Origin of the sequence: Oceanobacillus sp. M65 (assembly GCF_052246275.1) — a bacterium.
GTDB classification, from domain to species: domain Bacteria; phylum Bacillota; class Bacilli; order Bacillales; family Amphibacillaceae; genus Oceanobacillus_B; species Oceanobacillus_B jordanicus.
Map to the genome: position 1 here is coordinate 176,262 of NZ_JBQQCJ010000001.1, position 19,057 is coordinate 195,318.

Consider the following 19,057-nt stretch of genomic DNA (forward strand, 5'->3'; position numbering starts at 1 on the left):
TTTAAATCGCTTTTATCGTGGCATCGCACCAATCGATGGCATCCACGGTAGTCCGCTTTCCATAATCGAGTGTAAATAACCAATATTGTGCATTAGGGTCAGTCTCGTGATTTGTACGAATGCTTGCTCGATTGAAGTATAAGTCTGCAGTCGTTCCTCTAACTTTTGTTTATAGTCATCCAGTTGGGCGAGCGTTTTATCTGTGGGTTGATGTCTCCCGAAAAAAAGTTTGAGTAGAACTTCATTTCGTTCCACTGGAGTCTGCTCAATTGGTTGTATGAGCCACTTTTCCAATGCTTCCGTTCCTTTGCTGGTGAGATCATATTCCTTTCTATCTGGCTTTCCATCCTGCGTGGTTGTCGTGACGGTGACTAATTCGCTCTCCGTTAGCTGTTTTAGTGTGGGATAGATCTGCCCATAACTAATTTTCCAGAAGTGGGAGAGGCTTCGATCCATAAGCTGCTTAATGTCGTAACCTGATTTGCATCCAGTTGTAAGAATCCCAAGAATTGCGTAGGTTGTATTATTGTACTTTTCCATGAAATTCATCCTATCTTTATGATATGTATCATTTAGATATATAGTAAAAATGTAGTAAAGGGAAGTTTTAATTTAAAGATTTACAAGGAAGTCAAATTGTTAGTAAGTCTAAACAGTAGTAATATACAAATAACTTAATGTAGTAAACCTTTAGAAAGGGGTACAATATGAGTAATCTTCATGATGAATCTACATGGCCGATATGGGCTACAGAAGAAGTTGAGATCGAGGAGCCAAACCAAGCTTGGTTAGAAAAAGGGGAACGGGAGAAACAGTTACTCCTAGATCTTTTAGACCCTATAGGAATACAGGAAATCGAACACTATGGAAGTACATCTATCCCCAACTTACCATCTAAGCCAATTATCGATCTTATGGCGAAGGTTGATTCCTTTAAAACTGTAAAGGATGATGTACTCTCTATATTAAGTAATCATAACTGGCACTATGTACACCCAGATTTAGACCAGCGACCTTGGCAACGGTTTTTCGTAAAAGTAAGTAATAATAAGCGGGAAGCGCATCTACATTTATTGCTAAAAGGTGATGATAGGTGGGATAAACAGTTATTGTTTCGGGATCGATTACGATCTAACCAAGATCTGGCGAATGAATACGCAAAACTAAAAAGGAAATCAGCTGAAAAATTCAAAAATGATCGAGAGCAATACACAAAGTCTAAAACAAAGTTTATATATTCTATTATAAATTAATTATTTAGGAGTTTGGCGTATTGATGAAAGGTGAAAACAGTGTGAATTCTATAACATTTAGATTCTCCAGTAAACGAAAGGTTGATTTTCTATAAAAGGACCTTACCAAATATTAGCGGCGATTTCATACTCTGTAAGGGATGATATAATTGTTTAATCTAATACTTTTGTTCGATCACGCTAGTTTATAATTTGGATAGACTAGCTTTTTCAAACCCTACTAAAAGGAGGGCTTTTATGAGTCGAAATAGAAACGATCGAGAAAGAGAAGATAAACAAGACACTTTTGACAGAGCATTTGTAGGAAAGCCTGGTTTTATGATTATCCTTACTTTATTGGTGATTATAGGCAGTATAGTAATTAATTATTTTAAGTAGCATTCCTTTTAAATGAAATTATTGCCCATTGGTTACAGCCGCCCTCAAGAGGGTACAACCTAGTAGAAGAGATTAAAAGGATGTGGACCTATGTCAGAAAGCAAACCCGTCGTCGCAGTAGCCGGAGCGAGTGGTTATATTGGACAGAACTTACTTGCTAAGCTACGTGGACGTATGAATATTATTGGGCTTTCTCGAAACGGAGATAAGCGTGAAGATACAGAAGATATCACGTGGCGTTCTTGTGACTTGTTCTCCTTAAAGGATGCGGAAAAAGGTCTAGAGGGAGCGGAGATTGCAGTATACCTCGTGCATTCCATGATGCCGTCAGCTAAGCTTACACAGGGTCATTTTGCGGATATGGATGTGATCCTTGCTGACAACTTCGCTCAGGCAGCAAAGAAGCAAGGTGTTAAAAAAATTATTTATCTTGGTGGCATTGTACCTGAAGGGGTAGGAAAGCTTTCCGCCCATCTGAAAAGTAGATTGGAAGTAGAGCGCATTCTCCGAGCATATGGTACGCCGGTGACTGCATTACGTGCGGGGCTGATTGTTGGACCAAAAGGCTCGTCCTTCCCGATTCTAGCTAAGCTGGTTAAGCGTCTACCTATTATGATTCTACCAAAATGGACACGCACCAAGACACAGCCTATTGCATTACCGGATGTGCTGAACTTCTTGGATACAACGGTTTCAGAAGAGAAGGCAGTGAATGATTCCTATGATCTTGGTGGTCCTGAGGTTATGACATACCGCCAGATGATGGAGCAAACGGCAGAAGTCATGGGGAAAAAGCGTGTCATGTATAATGTTCCCTTCTTCTCCTTGTATCTGTCCCGTTTATGGTTACGACTAATCACGCAAACGCCAAAGGAAACGGTGTATCCGCTATTGGCGAGTCTAAAGCATCCCTTAACTGCCAAAAAAGATAAAGCTGGGGTCAGCCATGGAACGATTCCCTTTAAAGAAGCGGCAGCATATTCGCTAAGGGAGGAGGAAAAGAAGCGCAAGCTATTTCCAAAACCTGAAATTGGACCACTGAAAAGAGATGTGCGCTCCGTACAGCGGATTCCACTACCAGACGGCTATCGTGCCGATGAGGTGGCAAAATATTACGTGCACTGGCTGGAACGATTCCTAAATCCATGGGTTCGTACAACGGTTGATGAGGATCTAAATTGCCAGATTGGCTGGATTGGTAACAAGAAGCCTTTGCTGGAGCTTGCCTATGCACCAGAACGTAGTACAGAAGATCGTGCGCTTTATTATATAAGTGGTGGCTTTCTGTCAGATTCCAGCCGGAATGAACGCGGCCGCATGGAATTTAGAAAAATACCAGAATCTAACGAAGCGATCATAGCTATTCACGATTACCTACCGTCCCTCCCATGGTTTGTCTATCAATACACCCAGGCTCACGCTCATCTATTTATTATGACTTGCTTCCGACACCATATGAAGCGGCTTGGTAAACAGCAAATGAAAGAACAACTGACCTGATAAAGAGCGATACTCCAGTGTGGTATCGCTTTTTTCGTGGAAAGACTACCGAATATCTAACCCCAACATAGACGCAAAGTAAATGGCTTGATGCTGGGAAACGATGCAGTCTTTCAAGTCTTCCATCTTAACCACGAGAGATTCAAAGTAAGACGTACTAATATCAATCCCCTTCAGCTTGGTGCTGTCAAAGCTAACCCCATTCAAATCACAATAAGAATATAACGTTTGTTTCAGTTTGCAATTGAAGAAGTCTGCACTCTGCAGGTTTGATTCGGTGAACTGGGTTTTTTCAAATTTGGAATCACCGAAATTGCACATGGATAGCAAGCAATTTTCGAAGGAAACATTGCCAAAGCGCCCCTCGACAAACTGCACACCTAAAAGCTTACAGTTCTTGAACGTAACGCGATGAATGCTTGCTGTGCTTAAATTTGCATTGGAAAAATCACAATTCTCAAAGTGCACGTCCGTCATATCGATATTCTCAAAAGATGTATTGTGAAACGTCGAATGCTTAATCACCATGCCATTTAAATGGACACGATCCAGTACCTCGTTATCAAAATAAGAGCCTTCAATTTCCATATTACTTAGATGCGGATCTTCCTCAAATAAAATATCTTGAAAATTCCCCTTTGGCAGTGCTTCTAATATGTTCGGTTTAGTTAATTTCATATTTCCACCTTCAATTTTAAAGTAGTAGTAAAAAACGTTGCATGTCATTTCTACCGATATTATACCATTTCAATAAAAGACACTGCCTATAAAAAGTTTTTTTCAAAGAGATGCCCCCAAAGCATCTCTTTTTTCGATTATAGAAGTGAGTAGGAAAAATATAAGGATTATAGCGTAGGGAGGAGGGAGCATGATGAACCGAACAACATTATGTGTAAGAGAAGTTGCTGCGTATCTTGGCATACATACAGACATGGTTTACTTATTGGTGAAGCGAAACAAGATACCACATTTGGTCATTCTTAATACAATCATATTCACTAAGGAATCGCTGGACGTTTGGGCTGGGGATAGCGGATGTAATGGCGCATGAGCGTTCCAACTATAACCTAAAGTAAATAACGAAATTCGAAATTAAAATACCGCACGCAAGGTCTGTCTCAGCGTTATTGGGAGGATGGCCTTTTCGCCTGCGAATAAAAAGGATGGACAAGTATGAAATATATTGAGAAAAATCGTAAAGAATCTGGATTCGTTAAGATTGATAACCAAACAGTTCAAAAAGACTTAAATGACTTGGCGGCAATTGGATTACTCACACACATTCTAAGTCATTCTCCAACTTGGAGAATACGTAAATCAGAGCTACATAAACAATTCACTCGCCGAAAGGTGGATAGTTCTTGGAAGGTGTTGCTTGAGCATCGCTACATCATGGGTTTTTTCTGTCATGTGGATGGACATCATGAGTATTTCTATAAGGCAGCCGATCATCCTTTCTCACAAAGCGACTTTGAAACATTTGTTGGGGAACAGAAAAAAGAGCTTGAAGAAAAAGGTCTAGCCGTGTTTAATATTAAAGCGATTAAGGACTCCCCCCTTGTTGTACCTGATTTTTTTTCTGATTTACAAAATGTACAATGCAAAGCGGACAGTGCAAAAAGTGCTACTACAAATGAAACAAAGACAAAAGAAATACATACAAAAAAACATTCATTAGCAACTGTTAACAAGCCAGCCAATAAAGCGGATCAAATTATTAATATCGCTAACGAATTTTATGCAGACTTCGCTGCAGGGAGGTGGGCGAAGGAACAGTGGCATAAAATTATTGAAAAATACGCAAGAGAGTTCGTGGCCAATGATCGAAACGTTCCTGATAAAAAGCTAAAGGCATACGTATACGGGTCATTGAAGAAAATAGCCGAACATCATGACTACAAAAATTCCGAAGAATATGCGGAGTATAAACGGGTTGTGAAAGAAATGTTTGTGGATCATGGTGTTAAAATACATGAAGACATTACGATGCAGCAATGAATAGAGCGGTCGGATAAAGCTATTCTCAGTCCAAAACATTGCACTGCCTGGGAACTCTTCGCTATATACCAGATTCTGGATATATAAAAATACACCGCAAAACCCTATAAAGGGGTCTGTGCGGTGGTAGTTAAGAATGCTCCACTTTTATTTATTTTGCGATTGCTGTTTTCTTCACTTTCACATTTCCTTCAATGGCACGAGAGTATGGGCAAGCTTCATGTGCTTTATCCATTAGTTCCTCTGCTTCTTCTTGTGTAACGCCTTCCATCTCAGCTTTTAGCTTCACACTCAAGCCAAAGCCTTTCAGTTGTTTTTCAATGCTAACCTCTGCTGTTACTTCTGAGGTGATTTTTTTCTTAGATTGACCGGCAACCATTTGCAAGGCACTGTCAAAGCAGGCAGCATAGCCAGCTGAGAAGAGCTGTTCTGGGTTTGTGGTGCCTTCTTTTTCATTTCCACCCAATCCTTTTGGTAAAGATAAAGCTAGATCCAATGTGCCATCAGATGATTTAACCGTTCCTTGACGACCACCCGCTGCAGTTGAAGACGCTGTGTATGATGCTAATCCCATAATCAAACACTCCTCTTTTTATATTGTGTACAATTAGATTGTACACAATTAAATAGTGTGACGTCAATTATTATAATTCTGTTTGGTAACTTGTTATAATAAGTCCAGGAGTGATTAACAATGGCAAATGAAATATTAAAATTAGATAATCAAATATGCTTTCAACTATATGCAACAACACGCGAAATGACGAAGCGGTATCGTCCATTATTAGAGGAATTGAACGTCACGTATCCGCAGTACTTGGTGTTACTCGTACTTTGGGAAACAGATCGTATCTCGGTAAAAGCATTAGGTAAACGACTTTTCTTAGATTCTGGAACACTGACACCAATGCTGAAGCGGATGGAAGAGCATGGCCTCATACAGAGAACGCGTTCCAAAGAAGATGAACGAGTCGTGGAAGTCGTCTTAACCGAACAAGGGAAGCAATCAGAAGAACAAGCAGAACAGATCCCACTACGATTTATTGAACAGACCAATCTAAACGAAGAAGAAGTGAACCAGCTAAAACAAACCCTGTCTAAAATGCTTGCTCAGTTGGATGAGGCGTAGAAAATAGAGCCCAGATATCAATATAGGATGCCTGGGCTCTTTATGTAACATAAAACAAAACGATTTGTAATTTCACCTATGAATAGCCTGCTAAGCCATATACACTGGAAGGAGCCCGTTTCCTTATTGGGAATGGAGCGAAGGAAAAGTCACTTTGATACCGACTTTCTCGTTGTGTTTATTACTGATTGTAACTCTCCTTGTCCCTCTAACCGTCATCATACTCATTATTTCAGCACTCGCTCTACAATTTACTTCCAATAGTTCCATTCCTAACAACAATTCCATACAGCTTTTAAATTAATCGAAAGAAGGTGAATCACTATTTTAAGCGAAAAAAATAAAGGTCAGCCAAGCAAAGCTCATGCCAATAAATCGACTAGATTACATGCTAAGAATAGTTATACACCTTTGCAATTAGAAACAGAGGTTCAAAAAGGTGACGACGCCTTTCTGATTACAGATAGTTTTTTATACTTCTCTATGGTTGAATGCGATGTGAACTGGTTAATGTCACAGGCGAATATTGTGGTTGATAATTCAAATGGCTTTATCGTTCAAGACGTTTTAGCATATGTTTTGAATAAGATTTCTACTGTCGACCCAGAAATTGTTGATAAACAAATACTTAAGAGGCTGTTTGAGAACCTAAAGGACGTGACACATAAAGAATAATAAATGGACCGGAGAGATTTTTAGTTCACTTTGAATCAGTGATCGACGGGGATGTAACGCTTATTATGGTTCACATCTTATAATGAAAAAACTGTTACTCTAGTGACTATGTTTAAATAAACCGTAAATAGACTCTATTTGGTGGGAGGAATCAACAATTCTCACTAAATGGAGTTTTTTGCGTACGAATAAGTTAGGAAACGTAATACAAGTTACGAAGAGGGTTGGAGTATAAGTACAGCGATGTTTTGTTTTATACCACAATAAATTCAGAATCGTTAAATTTTTAATGGGAAAAACATGGAAAGTATTATAAACTAGAAGTAGGTCCATTTCCTTAGAAGGGGAGGGATCGTTATGAAAGATAAAATTATTTCTGTTGTTGCTTTTTTTATGTTGTTTTGGATCCTATTAAAAATCTTTGTATCTTACTGGGGGAGCTTTATGCCATGGACACCTGTAACCGATCTATGGAGTTTAATGTTGATTTTTATTTTACTGGTTCCGTTGGCTGCTATATTAGCAAGGTTATTCGTGAACGTGATCCGGCGTTAGCTATAGAGTAATTGTGGTAAACTATAGGGGATAAAAGACGGAAAAGGATGTAGCTACAATGAAAATAACCCTCGTATCAGTTGGAAAATTAAAAGAAAAGTATCTTAAGCAAGGCATTCAGGAGTATATGAAGCGGCTGAGTGCGTATGCCAAGGTAGATATTGTTGAAGTCGCTGATGAAAAGGCACCAGAAAATATGAGTGATGCGGAAATGCTGGAAGTAAAACGAAAAGAAGGCGAGCGTATCCTCTCCCATATTAGCCAGGATACCTATGTCATCACCCTTGAGATTAATGGAAAGATGCTAAGCTCTGAGCAGCTTGCAGCAAAGATGGACGAGCTTGCGACATATGGAAAGAGCAAGATAGCTTTTGTGATTGGGGGATCATTGGGGATTAGTGAAGAGGTTCAGAAGCGGAGTGACTTGGCTTTGTCTTTTTCTAAGATGACGTTTCCTCATCAAGTTATGAGGTTGATTTTGTTGGAGCAGGTTTATCGGGCTTTTCGGATAAATCGGGGGGAGCCCTACCATAAGTAAATGAGGTTTTACAACACCATAGATTAAAGGAATAGTACTCCAGACGATTTTAAAAGAAGTCTCAAATTTTCCCTAGTAGTAAAGATCATAATGAAAAGAAAAATAATTAAGCATTTATTTAAATTAAAATCGGAAAGCAGTAATATCTAATAAATTACTCACTTTTTAAAAAAGGGGGAAATTAATATTTTTATTAATAATATAGATGTTCCTGATCAAATTATCAATTCAATAGAAAACAACAACCTTGTTATTTTTGCTGGAGCAGGGGTATCAATGGGAAAACCGACTAATTTACCAAATTTCAATGATCTAACGATTAATATTGCAAGAGGGTCGGGAAAAATATTCGATTCTTATAAAGATACTCCAGAACGTTTTTTAGGGGAATTAGAAAAAGAAGATGTTCCCGTACAAAAATTGGCTAGCGATCAATTAAGTGAATATAATTTACACCCAAATCAATATCACAAAAATTTAGTGGAATTATTTCCTAAAAATGATATAAAAATAGTTACTACAAATTATGATTTAATGTTCGAAGATATATGTAAAGGATTGAATATTAATACAAATAAATATACAAATCCTGCTTTTCCTAGAGGTGACAATTTTTCGGGAATTGTACACTTACATGGTATAGTAGGAGACTTTCAACATATGGTATTGACTGATAGTGATTTTGGGAGAGCTTATATGCTCTATGGGGAGACATCAAGATTTTTATCTCAAGTGTTTAATTCAGATTATACAGTATTATTTATCGGATATAGTTATAACGATACCGTTTTAAGATATTTTACAAGGGCTTTGCCTGATCTATCAGGGGAGAAGAGGTATATTTTTTCTAATGAAAAGGAAAAAGTATCTCATGAAGTTTTAGGATTAACTCCTATAATTTATGAATTAGGAGACTATGAAAATCTATATAACACCATTAAAAAGATAGGTGATTTTTCAAATAGAAATAGTTCCTCGTGGGATGAGATAATTACTAAAATAAGTTCAAGTAAAGTTAGTGAAATTGACTTAACAACTAGTGGCGAAATTGAGCATGTTTTCAGCAAAAAATATTTACTGGAGCAATTTTTAGATAAAATTGATGGTGCTGATTGGTTCTATTATTTACATGAAAATAATTACTTTAGTTTTTTATTTACAAAAAATGACTTGTTACAATCAGAAGTATTAATTATTAATTGGATCCTTGATAAATTTGTTAATAGTGATTGTGAAGAAATAATTTCAATTCTTATAAAACATAATACGGAGGTGAATAGTCATTTTAAGAGTTTGGTATTGAGGGCACTTTCAAATAAGCCAGTTAATATTGAAGCTTTACAAAAGCTTTTGAATTTAATTAGTTTAGATGAAGTAGACGATCATACTATTTATTCGTTAATTAAAAAATTATCTAGCTATAAGACTTTTAATAAAGTAATTACTAAATTATTTCAAGAAGTACTTAAATTCGAATATTCATTTGTTAAACCATATTTCGGAATTGAGGAGAACCAATACAATGTTCAAGTTAACGTAAAAACTGAATTAATTAGGAGAATATGGGAATTAATTAAAAAAAAGGAAATTCACTTAGAAAGTTTAGCAGATACTATAACTGAAGAACTCACAAATCTGGAAAGTAAGTCCATTCTCGGTGAAGTTGAATATAATTTTTCTCCCTATAACAGTTTTTTGGATGAGTCTGGATATATTGATGATAAAACAACCTATATCAAGTTTTTTATCAACTTATTAATGAAGTTAAGTACTACAAACTCAAATTTTATTGAAAAATGGATTTATAGACACATTAATTCTAATCTAAGCATATTAAGAAGAATTTCAATTTATCTAATTAGCTATTTAGAAAATGTACCATCAGAAGACAAATTATATTTCGTTAACAAAAAAGTGGGAATATTTTGTTTTATCGAAAAGGAAGAAGTTTTTTCTACTATAAAAACTGAATTTCCAAAACTCACACTAGAACAACAAAATGCGTTTATTAAATATATAATGGATTATAATTTTAAAAACGAAAGCAATACTGAAGAGCAAAGTTTCAAGCGCTCATCTAATTATAGTAAATTTAATATGTTAATTTGGTTAAAAAGACTGGATGTTGAAAATGAAGAAATAGATAATTCAATTGCAAAAATTAAAAAGGTATATCCTGAATTTGGGGAAAGGGATTATCCAGATAGAAACATTGGTCCGATAGAGAGTGGATTTGCTAATGAAAATATACAAATTTCAACAAAAGATTTTTTAGAAAATGATATTGATGATTATTTTAGTGATTTATTAAACTACGAAGGGGATGGTTTTGAAAAGCCAAATCGAGATGCAATTCTGAGGATTGCATCCAAAGCTATTGAAGAGAAAATTAATCTAGGGTTAGAGCTTAGTATCAAGTTACTTGATATAGGAAATCATGAGAATGATTTGTGGAAATACATATTACAGGGGTTTGAAAAACATGCAATCGATTCTAATAAATTCGTTCAGATTAATAACATTTTAAACTCTAAAATCATTAAAAATTTCACTATTGATGTTGCTAGAGTTTTACTGAAATACTCAGAAAAAATTATTGTCGATGACTATAATCAATATAAGAATGAAATATGTGTTTTAATAGATTCTATTCTTAAATATTCAAAACCATATGAAGGAAATAGCGATATAAGTTGGGTAGACAAAGCAATGAATACATCTTATGGCGTAGCCACTGAATTAGTAATTAATTTTATTTTATTACTCAATAAAAATAGAAATAAAAGTGATTATTTCATTGATGAAGAATTAAAAAAGTACATTGATAAAATAATAGATAAGCAAGAAGCAGGAGAAGCTCATACAGTCTTATATATTTATTTAGAACATCTTAACGTATTAGATATTCAATGGACTGATGAGAAATTAATACCTAATTTTAATTCTAAGGATGAAGACAAATTTAATATAAGTTGGCAAGGTTATCTATTTAATTCTTCATTCAATCCTGAAACATGTAACAAATTAAGTGATGCATTCTTATTCACTATAAAAAATGTAAACAGAATAGATCATTCAAAATTAAGGGAAACCTTTATTCGTGTGTATACTTTAATGTGTATTGATGTTGTGGAAGATCCATTATTAGAGTATATTCCTTATTTATATAAACACTCTAATGAATTCGTTAAAGATTTTTATAGCTATTTGGTTTATACACTAAAATCTAGAGAGATAAAAAATAAAGAGAGTATTTGGAAAAAATGGTTAGAAAAATTTATTCACAATCGTATTAACAACATTCCCATTCCTTATAATACAGATGAAACAAATTGGATTTTATCAATTTTATTGGAATATGATTTTCTTTTTGATAAGGTGAGAAATATTATTGCTAGTATGGAGAAAGAAATAAAATCTCCTATTAACGTTTTATATGAACTCAATGACATAGATATTAATGATGAAAATAATAATATAATACAGTTAATTTTGACATTCTGCTTAGAGAGCATTTTTGAAGATAATGAAGACATGATTGATAGTCTCTCAAGGGAACTTGTTGACGATATTTTAGCGAGTATATTTGATAAAGGTTATGATTTGAATATAAATCTAGTAGAAATCTCTTCAAGTCTTAATGTCGAGATTTCTAAGTAATTAAAAACCGCAGTGACAACTGATATGAGAACTGTATCATAAAAGATTGGTAAAACAATGATTGAAAGTTCACTCTGTAACACTCATTGTATAACGACAATATGTAATAAGGGGAAGACTCTATACCTAAATTTAACATCTCTTAGTGAGCCAACAGGCTTTAGGCGTAAGGTTTAGAAAAACTAGAGTATATTTCTAAAAGAGTAAATAATAGTTGGAATTTTATGTATTGAGGATATATGGATGAAAGCTATATATATTATACTTTGGAGGAGTTGATTGTTAATAAATTATTATTAATTCGATCATTAGTGTTGGTGCTAGGTGCTTGTTCTGCAGCAATCGTCGTGGAATAAAGTTTAGAGAAGAAAACACAAGAGACCGTAGTAGAGACTGTAGAAGCTATTGAAGAAAATGAAGGAAGAAGCATTGTAGCAGATGAAAATAAATACAATAACCTTCTATCGAGAACCAACTAAATTAAGACATCTTACCGAAGACCATGAGTGGTACGATATCATTATGACAAGATTAAATGCTATAGATAATTTCTCAGGTGAACAGGTGCCTGTATACGAGATAGCTAGCTAGCTGAAGGATACGGTGAAGATCCGGAAGAGCGATGGTTTTATTGGTTATAGATTGTCAAAATGTTACATGACAGCGGAAAGCTGTACCATAAGTAAGCACAAATTCACTTTTAGCTTAAGCGTCAAAGAACAATTTAATGTCCTAGACGCTTCTTTTGAAATACCTGGATTAAGTATTTTATTAATGATTATATGAAGCAAGTCTCTTTGCATTTCAGGATCAATATTAGGTAAAACCTTAGAAAACACATCCATTACATTTTGTATTTGTTTAAATGATGAAACTTCATTGAATGTAAGCTGCTTATTTAATTCAAGTTCTAATTTTTCTGGTCAATGAGCTCCTTTATCTCATTGTCTTAACCTGATATTCTTTCTACAAGGGAAGAAGGTGGCCTGTCTGATTCTCAATAAAAATAAAATAATTGAATTTAAGAATAAAAGTGGCTCTATTGTTATTAAGATAAGAAAAAAGTGTATTAACAAAAAGGAGCCACGAAATATAATAAAACAAGCAAAAAGATTATTAAGACTTGAGATAAGACCAGCTACTTATCATATGAAGGAATATATTCACGTAGAAAAATGCATTAAATTTTTTAACAACAGACTATTTTTTATACATAATTGAGCAATTTAACATAAATGATTTACTAAATTCCAAAATGAATATGAAAGGAATCGACTATTTGAGGAATTAACTGTAATAAAAGTAGCTAATGTTGAAAAAACAATAGGGTAAAAAATTAGTAGTTAGAATTGGGGAAATACACAATTGGAACATTTAGAAACAGAAAAAAATTATTAGATGAATATATGAGAATAGCAAAAGATAAGAACATTAATCATGAACAGCTTTGTATTATATTACACTAAAGATTATCCCTTTATAAATATAATTCTATATAGAATAATCCCTAACATATACCACTGAAAAACTAAACAACACAAATCGACGAATTCCCATTACATGGGATTCTTTGGATCTGGATCATAAATTATAGTTATACAATTGATAAAGATTTTTTAAGTGCAATACTTCCAAAACATGTTAAATAAGTAAGCCTGTATGAATAGTAATAAAATCCTCTCTATAGAGGTAATTTCACGTATGAATTACCGTATAACTTTGTTTGTTTTTGGGGGGGGAATACAAACTTCGTTAAATAAGTATCCTATTGCATTTAAACTTGATATAATTAACTTAATAAGTAATAGATTTAGGTTTATGAATCTGGAGGAATACCAATTGATTAATTTTGATGTAGATTACAATGAAGAAGGAAAGATAATTTCTTTTTTAGATGGAAACTTACTAGTGGACAAGCCTGAAGAAAGAGTAAGACAAAGATATTTAAAAACGGTACATTATGATTATGGATACGCCAAAAATCAGATAGCAATAGAAGTACCAATATATTATGGACATGATGTCCTAAAGGACCGTGAGGGTAATCCAGTAAGAGCAGATATTGTAATATATGAGAATGCTACAGCATGTAGATCAAGACAACAGGGAAGAATTTTATTAGTTGTAGAATGTAAAGCCCCAAATATTACGAAGGGATATGATCAGTTAGTCTCATATATCTATAACACAAGTGCTTCAGGTGGGGTTTGGTTTAATGGTAGCGATACTGAAAATGAAGTTATCTACTATAGAAGGCAATCAGAGCCAAATAATATTTTACAAGAATGGCCAGGAATCCCTCGGAAAAATGAAGGATGGGATTCAATAGGGAGAAGAACAAAAGATCAACTGAAAAAACCAAGAGATATTAAAGGTTTGTTAAGAAGATGTCATAATAAACTTCATGGTCGTGGTACTGAAGAAGATGATCTTACTATGGATATGGTAAGAATCATATTAGCAAAAGCAATGGATGAAGAAAAAGAGAATGAGCTTCCAGAATTTTATTGTACGCCAGATGAATATAGATCTGAAGAAGGAAGAATTGCAGTTGAAGAGAGGATTCAAGGTTTATTTAATGAAGTGAAAGCATTAAATAATGAAGTATTCTCAGAACATGAAAGAATATCAGTAGGAAATAGAGCGATATGTGAAGTAGTAAGTGAATTGCAGGACTACCAATTATTATCGGATATAAGTGATGCCCAAGAATGGGACCTTATGGGTTACGCGTATGAAGAATACACAGAAACTTATCTAAAACGTAAAAGTGGTCAATTTTTTACAAATCGTTTAGTTGTTGATTTCTTGGTCTCATCTATTAATCCAACCTCTACAGATATTATTTTAGATCCTGCAGGAGGCTCTGGTGGATTCTTAACTGGTGCTATGAGATTTGTGAGAAATAAAATCTTACAAGGACGAGGAAGCAACATTTCGAAACAAAGACAGTTGGATAGGTTCAGGACAAGATTATTTCTTGTTGAATCTAGTAAAAGGCTAGTTAAAGTTGCAAAGACTTCAATGATATTAAATGGTGATGGTCATGCTGGAATGACCCAGGGTGATAGTTTAGGTGATTACACAAATTTTGATTCAACAATTCTTGCTCAATGTAATAGTGGAGTTCCTACAGTTATATTAACCAATCCTCCATTTGCAGGTGTAGGAGAAGGGCGAATAACTGATATAGAAACATTAGAGAGATTTCAAACAGCAAGAAGATGGATTTATAGTGAAGATGAGAATAAGTATTTACCGACAAACGAGTTATTAACTGATGGTGCTCCCCCAGAAATGTTGTTTCTAGAACGTTGTATTGATTGGCTTTCACCGGGTGGTAAGTTAGGTATCGTATTACCAAAAGGGTTTTTAGATACTAATACTTACTTGCCTGGAAGACAATACTTATTTGACCATTGTAAACTATTGGCTGTAGTAAATTTACACAAGAACACTTTTCAACCACATACTGGTGTAAGAACTTGTTTATTAATTATAGAGAAAAAATCAAATGAAGAATTACCAGTAGATTATCCAATTTTTATGGCAATTTCACGTAAAATTGGACAAGATTCGGAGGGGGTACCAGTATATAAAAGAGATCATGCTGGGAATCTTACAGATGAGTTAGATCATGACCTTGAAGAAATATTAGAAAGTTATAATGAACATAAAAACAATACTCTTCAGAACTCTGAATATTACTTTTCTATAAATAAGTCTGATATAGATGGTAGTTTGAAACTAAATCCACAAAAGTTCATGCCACATCTAAATGAAACATTGAGAAAAGTGGCTCAAGTTGAAGATATACCAAACTGGTCAGTAGTAACATTGGGAACTATCGATAATGATATTCAAATTTTTAAGGGCCCAAGATTTAAAAGTGAAAATCTTATTATCGAAGACATAACTGAAGAACAATTAGCCGAACCTTTAGTAGAACCATATTATACTCCATCTGCAATACTACAAGATAGATCTGATAGCATTAAGTATTTAGATTTAAGCCAGGCCAGTGAACGTCAGTTAGATATGATTGGAAAGCTCAGGGTTAAAAGAGGAGATTTACTAATTTCAAGATCTGGAACTGTAGGAAGGGTAAGTTTAGTAACAAATCAACATGATAATGCTATAGTAAGTGATGATTTAATCAGGGTAATAATTCCAGATGAGGACATAAGATATTATGTATATCATTACCTTTTAAGTAAGTATGCACAAGACCAATTTAAAATGAATGAATATGGGACTATACAACAACATTTAGAACCTGCTCATGTAAGAGAAACACTCGTACCACTACCTGACGATATAGAACAAGTTAGAGAAATAATAAACCAGTCAAAAAGGTCTATAAGAGCAAAGGAAATAGCATACGAAAGAAATCTAAACGCGTTAAATGCAGTAGAAACTACTTTATATCCATTGTTAAATTTTGAAGAATAACCATCGTGTCAAAAACAGTAGATTGTTTCTACTGTTTTTTGTTTATAATCTTATACCTTTAAGGAAATTAATATTATAGAGTTATATTAGTTTATAAAAGTTATAAATTTATTAATGAACGTGATATTTTCATTGATAAAGATAGTGGAAAAGACTTCAATAGAAGCCAATACCAAGCATTAAAAAATGTTTACGTGAAGGTGATTTACTCTATATAAAGTCTATTGATAGATTTGGAAGAAATTCAAAAGATATCAAGAAAGAATGGGAAGATATAACCCAAAATATTAAAGCTGATATAAAGGTGTTGGATATGCCATTACTAGATACAACTCAATATAAAGACCAATTAGGAACCTTTGTTAGTGACCTGGTTCTTCAAGTATTATCATTTGTTGCTGAAAGAGAAAGGGATAATATTAGAACTAGGCAGGCTGAAGGAATTGCAGTGGCAAGGGCACAGGGAAAACATCTAGGTAGACCTAAATTAAATTTAAGCACTCTAAACAAGGAACAAAAGCTAGCATTAGAAAAAAACTATATAATCTGGAAGAAACAAGCAAGTCACAGGAGTTGAATTTATGAATCTGTTAGGTTTAAAAAAGAACTCCTTTTATAAAATAATTAGAGAATATGAACAATATTTATAGACGCTCTTTGATAGTATCTGCTTTTTATAGGGGGTACTTTTTACCAAAAAAGTTAAATGATATGTTGAGGAATATAATAGCTCTTACATCCCTACAAACAAAGTGAAATTCATGACACAGTAGGGAAATGATTATAATGCACTATTTATAGAACAACAATTTATGTGTGGCAGAGGATAATCTATAAAATGGGAACTATGATATATTATGGTTGATATATCTATACTAATTTAGAGGAACTTTAATGGGGGGATTGTAATGGCAATTAAAAGAATTTCGATAAATAAAATAAAATATGGTGAATACTTTTCTTTGAGCTATCTATTAAAGTATGGTTATTTTGATTTTATATATAATTCAAGACAATATAAGGAAGATTACATATTGTCTAATTTAGTATTTAAGAAAGTATTTAATACTAATGATTTGGAAGGTAATTATAAAGAGATAGATAAACAAGTAAAATTTAATTCTAAAAAAGATACGGTGCCTATTGAATTGTCAATCTATAAAAACGAAAATGAAAGAAGAATTTTTAAGTTACCTAATATTTATTCTTACATATGTCTATGTAGACACCTATCAGAATATCAAGATAAATATATAGAAATTTTGGGATCTAGTTATCAGTCCATATCAAAGAACTTTTATAGTTCTACCTTTTTAACTGGTAAAATAAAGCGTGAGGATAATAGAATAGGAAAGAGGAAAATATTTAAAACTGACATCCAAAATTTTTATCCGAGTATATACACGCATTCGATTCCATGGGTGTTAGTGGGTAAAGCTGAAGCAAAAAGGAACAAGAATGATAAAAAGAAATACTATAATTTACTAGATACTTTAATTCAGAGGTGTCAATTTGGGGAAACACATGGTATACCTACAGGAAGTTTTGCTTCAAGGTTAATAGCGGAAATTTTCATGTGTAAACTCGATGACAAATTAAGTAAATATCAATATGTAAGGTATGTAGATGACTTTGAATTTCCCTATAATGATGAAAGAGAAAAGAGTGAGTTTTACAAGGATTTAAATAAGGTACTAGCTAGTTTAAACTTAAAGGTCAAAGTTGAAAAAAATCAAACAGATTTATTTCCGTTTCAAAATGGTAATAATTTAGCTTTTTTCTTTGATTATTTTGCAAAAAATGATAAAAATATTAAAACTCAACAAAAAAGGATATATAATTTTATAGAAGAGAGTATTTACAAAGAAAGGGAAGGTTATAAAGGTTCACTAACATTAATGTTTCAGGCATTAAAAGATAGTATAAATAAAGAATATTTACAACAAGAAGCTTTTACCATGCCTATGTTAAATAAATTATTTAATTTAGTTTTGATGAAACCTAACTTATCAGTAAATTACTTGGAATTTGTAGATGTTTTGGAAGAAGATAAACTAGAAAATGAATTAAGATATGGCATAAAAAAAATAGAAACACAAATTCGAGATAATATAAATCGATATATTGATTTGAACTACAGTCAAGAGTTATATTCATTACTTAGTATTTTCTATTATCTAGACATTTTGGAAGTATGCTCTAAACAACAATTATTAAATGTAATATTAGAAATGGATGATTTGAGTTCAATTTTATCATTGGAAATCTTGTTAAATGATGAATTAAATATTGATAATACTCTTTTTGAAACAATTGAAACTAAACTTGAAAACTCAAATGGTTGGGAGGAAGAGTTCTGGCTTTTTAAGTATCACGTATTATATAGAATAAATGAGGATAAAAAGTCAAAGTTTTACAAACTATATAAAGATTACCTTTATAATAATTATAATAATGGAATTGAGAAATCTGAATTTTTTAATCAGAGTAATATAAAAAAGGTTGAGTCGCCAATTAATGTAGCATGGCAACATACAAATAGTGACCAAGATATTTCTAAATTTTTTAAGGTACTACTAGATAAGAAAATAAGTTTTGTCCATTTAAATTAATGCTAATGGGAAAAATAAAGACACCAAAAGTGTCTTTTGTTTTTCTTATGGAGGATAATAAAACAATAAAAATAACTTATCGGATATAAATTGTGTCCACCTACTTCCATAATCCGAAAAAAATAGTTTCCTTGAGTTAGAGATGCTAGCTAAATTGTTATTAAAACTTTGTATTCAAAGCTAACTATGTTCTTTAGTGAGGTTTGGTGAACCGTATAGTAAATGAATAAGGTTTTTCATCTAGTGAGCTAAATAAAACTAAAGGCCATTACTTCTATAGTTAAATATTTATAATTTCTGTTCCAAA

Annotated in this window: 15 protein-coding genes and 2 pseudogenes; 14 read left to right on the forward strand and 3 right to left on the reverse strand. The window is 33.3% G+C overall.

The window, feature by feature from the left end:
* Position 1: 1 nt before the first annotated feature.
* Positions 2-540: pseudogene (locus ACTWPF_RS00900) on the reverse strand (PadR family transcriptional regulator).
* 167 nt (positions 541-707) lie between these two features.
* Between ACTWPF_RS00900 and ACTWPF_RS00905 the strand changes: the two are divergent.
* From ACTWPF_RS00905 to ACTWPF_RS00915, 3 genes are all read left to right on the forward strand, one after another.
* On the forward strand, positions 708-1,253 hold the full coding sequence (locus tag ACTWPF_RS00905) for a GrpB family protein (protein ID WP_443148000.1): 546 nt from the start codon (positions 708-710) through the stop codon (positions 1,251-1,253).
* A gap of 237 nt (positions 1,254-1,490) precedes the next feature.
* Positions 1,491-1,631 (forward strand): hypothetical protein, encoded by a 141-nt coding sequence (locus tag ACTWPF_RS00910; protein ID WP_155988321.1) that lies wholly within the window; start codon positions 1,491-1,493, stop codon positions 1,629-1,631.
* A 90-nt stretch (positions 1,632-1,721) separates the two neighbouring features.
* Positions 1,722-3,131, forward strand: a complete 1,410-nt coding sequence (locus tag ACTWPF_RS00915; protein WP_443148001.1) for an NAD(P)H-binding protein — start codon at positions 1,722-1,724, stop codon at positions 3,129-3,131.
* Between the two features lie 45 nt (positions 3,132-3,176).
* Here the strand turns inward: ACTWPF_RS00915 and ACTWPF_RS00920 are convergent, their stop codons facing one another.
* Entirely contained in the window at positions 3,177-3,809 is a 633-nt protein-coding gene (locus ACTWPF_RS00920; protein WP_106898361.1) for a pentapeptide repeat-containing protein, read from the reverse strand.
* A 193-nt stretch (positions 3,810-4,002) separates the two neighbouring features.
* On the opposite strand from ACTWPF_RS00920, the gene ACTWPF_RS00925 reads away from it, so the two are divergent.
* Together ACTWPF_RS00925 and ACTWPF_RS00930 are read left to right on the forward strand one after the other, a co-directional pair.
* On the forward strand, positions 4,003-4,182 hold the full coding sequence (locus ACTWPF_RS00925) for a helix-turn-helix domain-containing protein (RefSeq protein ID WP_443148002.1): 180 nt from the start codon (positions 4,003-4,005) through the stop codon (positions 4,180-4,182).
* Between the two features lie 122 nt (positions 4,183-4,304).
* The gene (locus ACTWPF_RS00930; protein WP_443148003.1) at positions 4,305-5,129 is read left to right on the forward strand and encodes a hypothetical protein; all 825 of its coding nucleotides are present in this window, start codon (positions 4,305-4,307) and stop codon (positions 5,127-5,129) included.
* Positions 5,130-5,280: 151 nt separating this feature from the next.
* On the opposite strand, the gene ACTWPF_RS00935 is transcribed toward ACTWPF_RS00930, so the two are convergent.
* The gene (locus tag ACTWPF_RS00935) at positions 5,281-5,703 is read right to left on the reverse strand and encodes an organic hydroperoxide resistance protein (RefSeq protein WP_443148004.1); all 423 of its coding nucleotides are present in this window, start codon (positions 5,701-5,703) and stop codon (positions 5,281-5,283) included.
* A gap of 120 nt (positions 5,704-5,823) precedes the next feature.
* On the opposite strand from ACTWPF_RS00935, the gene ACTWPF_RS00940 reads away from it, so the two are divergent.
* The 9 genes and pseudogenes from ACTWPF_RS00940 (at position 5,824) to ACTWPF_RS00980 (ending at position 18,750) form a co-directional block, all read left to right on the forward strand.
* A complete protein-coding gene (locus tag ACTWPF_RS00940) occupies positions 5,824-6,258 on the forward strand; it encodes a MarR family winged helix-turn-helix transcriptional regulator (protein ID WP_443148005.1) in 435 nt (144 codons plus the stop codon).
* Between the two features lie 411 nt (positions 6,259-6,669).
* Positions 6,670-6,933 (forward strand): hypothetical protein, encoded by a 264-nt coding sequence (locus ACTWPF_RS00945; protein ID WP_443148006.1) that lies wholly within the window; start codon positions 6,670-6,672, stop codon positions 6,931-6,933.
* Positions 6,934-7,290: 357 nt separating this feature from the next.
* Positions 7,291-7,488 carry a hypothetical protein gene (locus tag ACTWPF_RS00950; protein WP_443148007.1) on the forward strand — a complete coding sequence of 66 codons (198 nt, stop codon included), beginning with the start codon at positions 7,291-7,293 and terminating at the stop codon, positions 7,486-7,488.
* Positions 7,489-7,546: 58 nt separating this feature from the next.
* Positions 7,547-8,026, forward strand: coding sequence for a 23S rRNA (pseudouridine(1915)-N(3))-methyltransferase RlmH (rlmH, locus tag ACTWPF_RS00955; protein ID WP_443148008.1), 480 nt, complete (start codon positions 7,547-7,549; stop codon positions 8,024-8,026).
* A 276-nt stretch (positions 8,027-8,302) separates the two neighbouring features.
* Positions 8,303-11,686 (forward strand): SIR2 family protein, encoded by a 3,384-nt coding sequence (locus ACTWPF_RS00960; RefSeq protein ID WP_443148009.1) that lies wholly within the window; start codon positions 8,303-8,305, stop codon positions 11,684-11,686.
* A gap of 438 nt (positions 11,687-12,124) precedes the next feature.
* Positions 12,125-12,277, forward strand: coding sequence for a hypothetical protein (locus tag ACTWPF_RS00965; protein ID WP_443148010.1), 153 nt, complete (start codon positions 12,125-12,127; stop codon positions 12,275-12,277).
* 1,248 nt (positions 12,278-13,525) lie between these two features.
* Positions 13,526-16,138: an N-6 DNA methylase gene (locus ACTWPF_RS00970; RefSeq protein WP_443148011.1), complete on the forward strand. Its 2,613-nt coding sequence runs from the start codon at positions 13,526-13,528 to the stop codon at positions 16,136-16,138.
* 83 nt (positions 16,139-16,221) lie between these two features.
* A pseudogene (locus ACTWPF_RS00975) lies at positions 16,222-16,788 on the forward strand (recombinase family protein).
* A gap of 258 nt (positions 16,789-17,046) precedes the next feature.
* Complete coding sequence (locus ACTWPF_RS00980; protein ID WP_443148012.1) at positions 17,047-18,750, forward strand: RNA-directed DNA polymerase; 1,704 nt, start codon at positions 17,047-17,049, stop codon at positions 18,748-18,750.
* Positions 18,751-19,057 lie beyond the last annotated feature (307 nt).

What these genes read in the sequence shown, in the direction of transcription:
- ACTWPF_RS00905 (WP_443148000.1), top strand. Translation starts at nt 708, where the DNA reads ATGAGTAATCTTCATGATGAATCTACATGGCCGATATGGGCTACAGAA.
- ACTWPF_RS00910 (WP_155988321.1), top strand. Translation starts at nt 1,491, where the DNA reads ATGAGTCGAAATAGAAACGATCGAGAAAGAGAAGATAAACAAGACACT.
- ACTWPF_RS00915 (WP_443148001.1), top strand. Translation starts at nt 1,722, where the DNA reads ATGTCAGAAAGCAAACCCGTCGTCGCAGTAGCCGGAGCGAGTGGTTAT.
- ACTWPF_RS00920 (WP_106898361.1), bottom strand. Translation starts at nt 3,809, where the DNA reads ATGAAATTAACTAAACCGAACATATTAGAAGCACTGCCAAAGGGGAAT.
- ACTWPF_RS00925 (WP_443148002.1), top strand. Translation starts at nt 4,003, where the DNA reads ATGAACCGAACAACATTATGTGTAAGAGAAGTTGCTGCGTATCTTGGC.
- ACTWPF_RS00930 (WP_443148003.1), top strand. Translation starts at nt 4,305, where the DNA reads ATGAAATATATTGAGAAAAATCGTAAAGAATCTGGATTCGTTAAGATT.
- ACTWPF_RS00935 (WP_443148004.1), bottom strand. Translation starts at nt 5,703, where the DNA reads ATGGGATTAGCATCATACACAGCGTCTTCAACTGCAGCGGGTGGTCGT.
- ACTWPF_RS00940 (WP_443148005.1), top strand. Translation starts at nt 5,824, where the DNA reads ATGGCAAATGAAATATTAAAATTAGATAATCAAATATGCTTTCAACTA.
- ACTWPF_RS00950 (WP_443148007.1), top strand. Translation starts at nt 7,291, where the DNA reads ATGAAAGATAAAATTATTTCTGTTGTTGCTTTTTTTATGTTGTTTTGG.
- rlmH (WP_443148008.1), top strand. Translation starts at nt 7,547, where the DNA reads ATGAAAATAACCCTCGTATCAGTTGGAAAATTAAAAGAAAAGTATCTT.
- ACTWPF_RS00960 (WP_443148009.1), top strand. Translation starts at nt 8,303, where the DNA reads ATGGGAAAACCGACTAATTTACCAAATTTCAATGATCTAACGATTAAT.
- ACTWPF_RS00965 (WP_443148010.1), top strand. Translation starts at nt 12,125, where the DNA reads ATGAAAATAAATACAATAACCTTCTATCGAGAACCAACTAAATTAAGA.
- ACTWPF_RS00980 (WP_443148012.1), top strand. Translation starts at nt 17,047, where the DNA reads ATGGCAATTAAAAGAATTTCGATAAATAAAATAAAATATGGTGAATAC.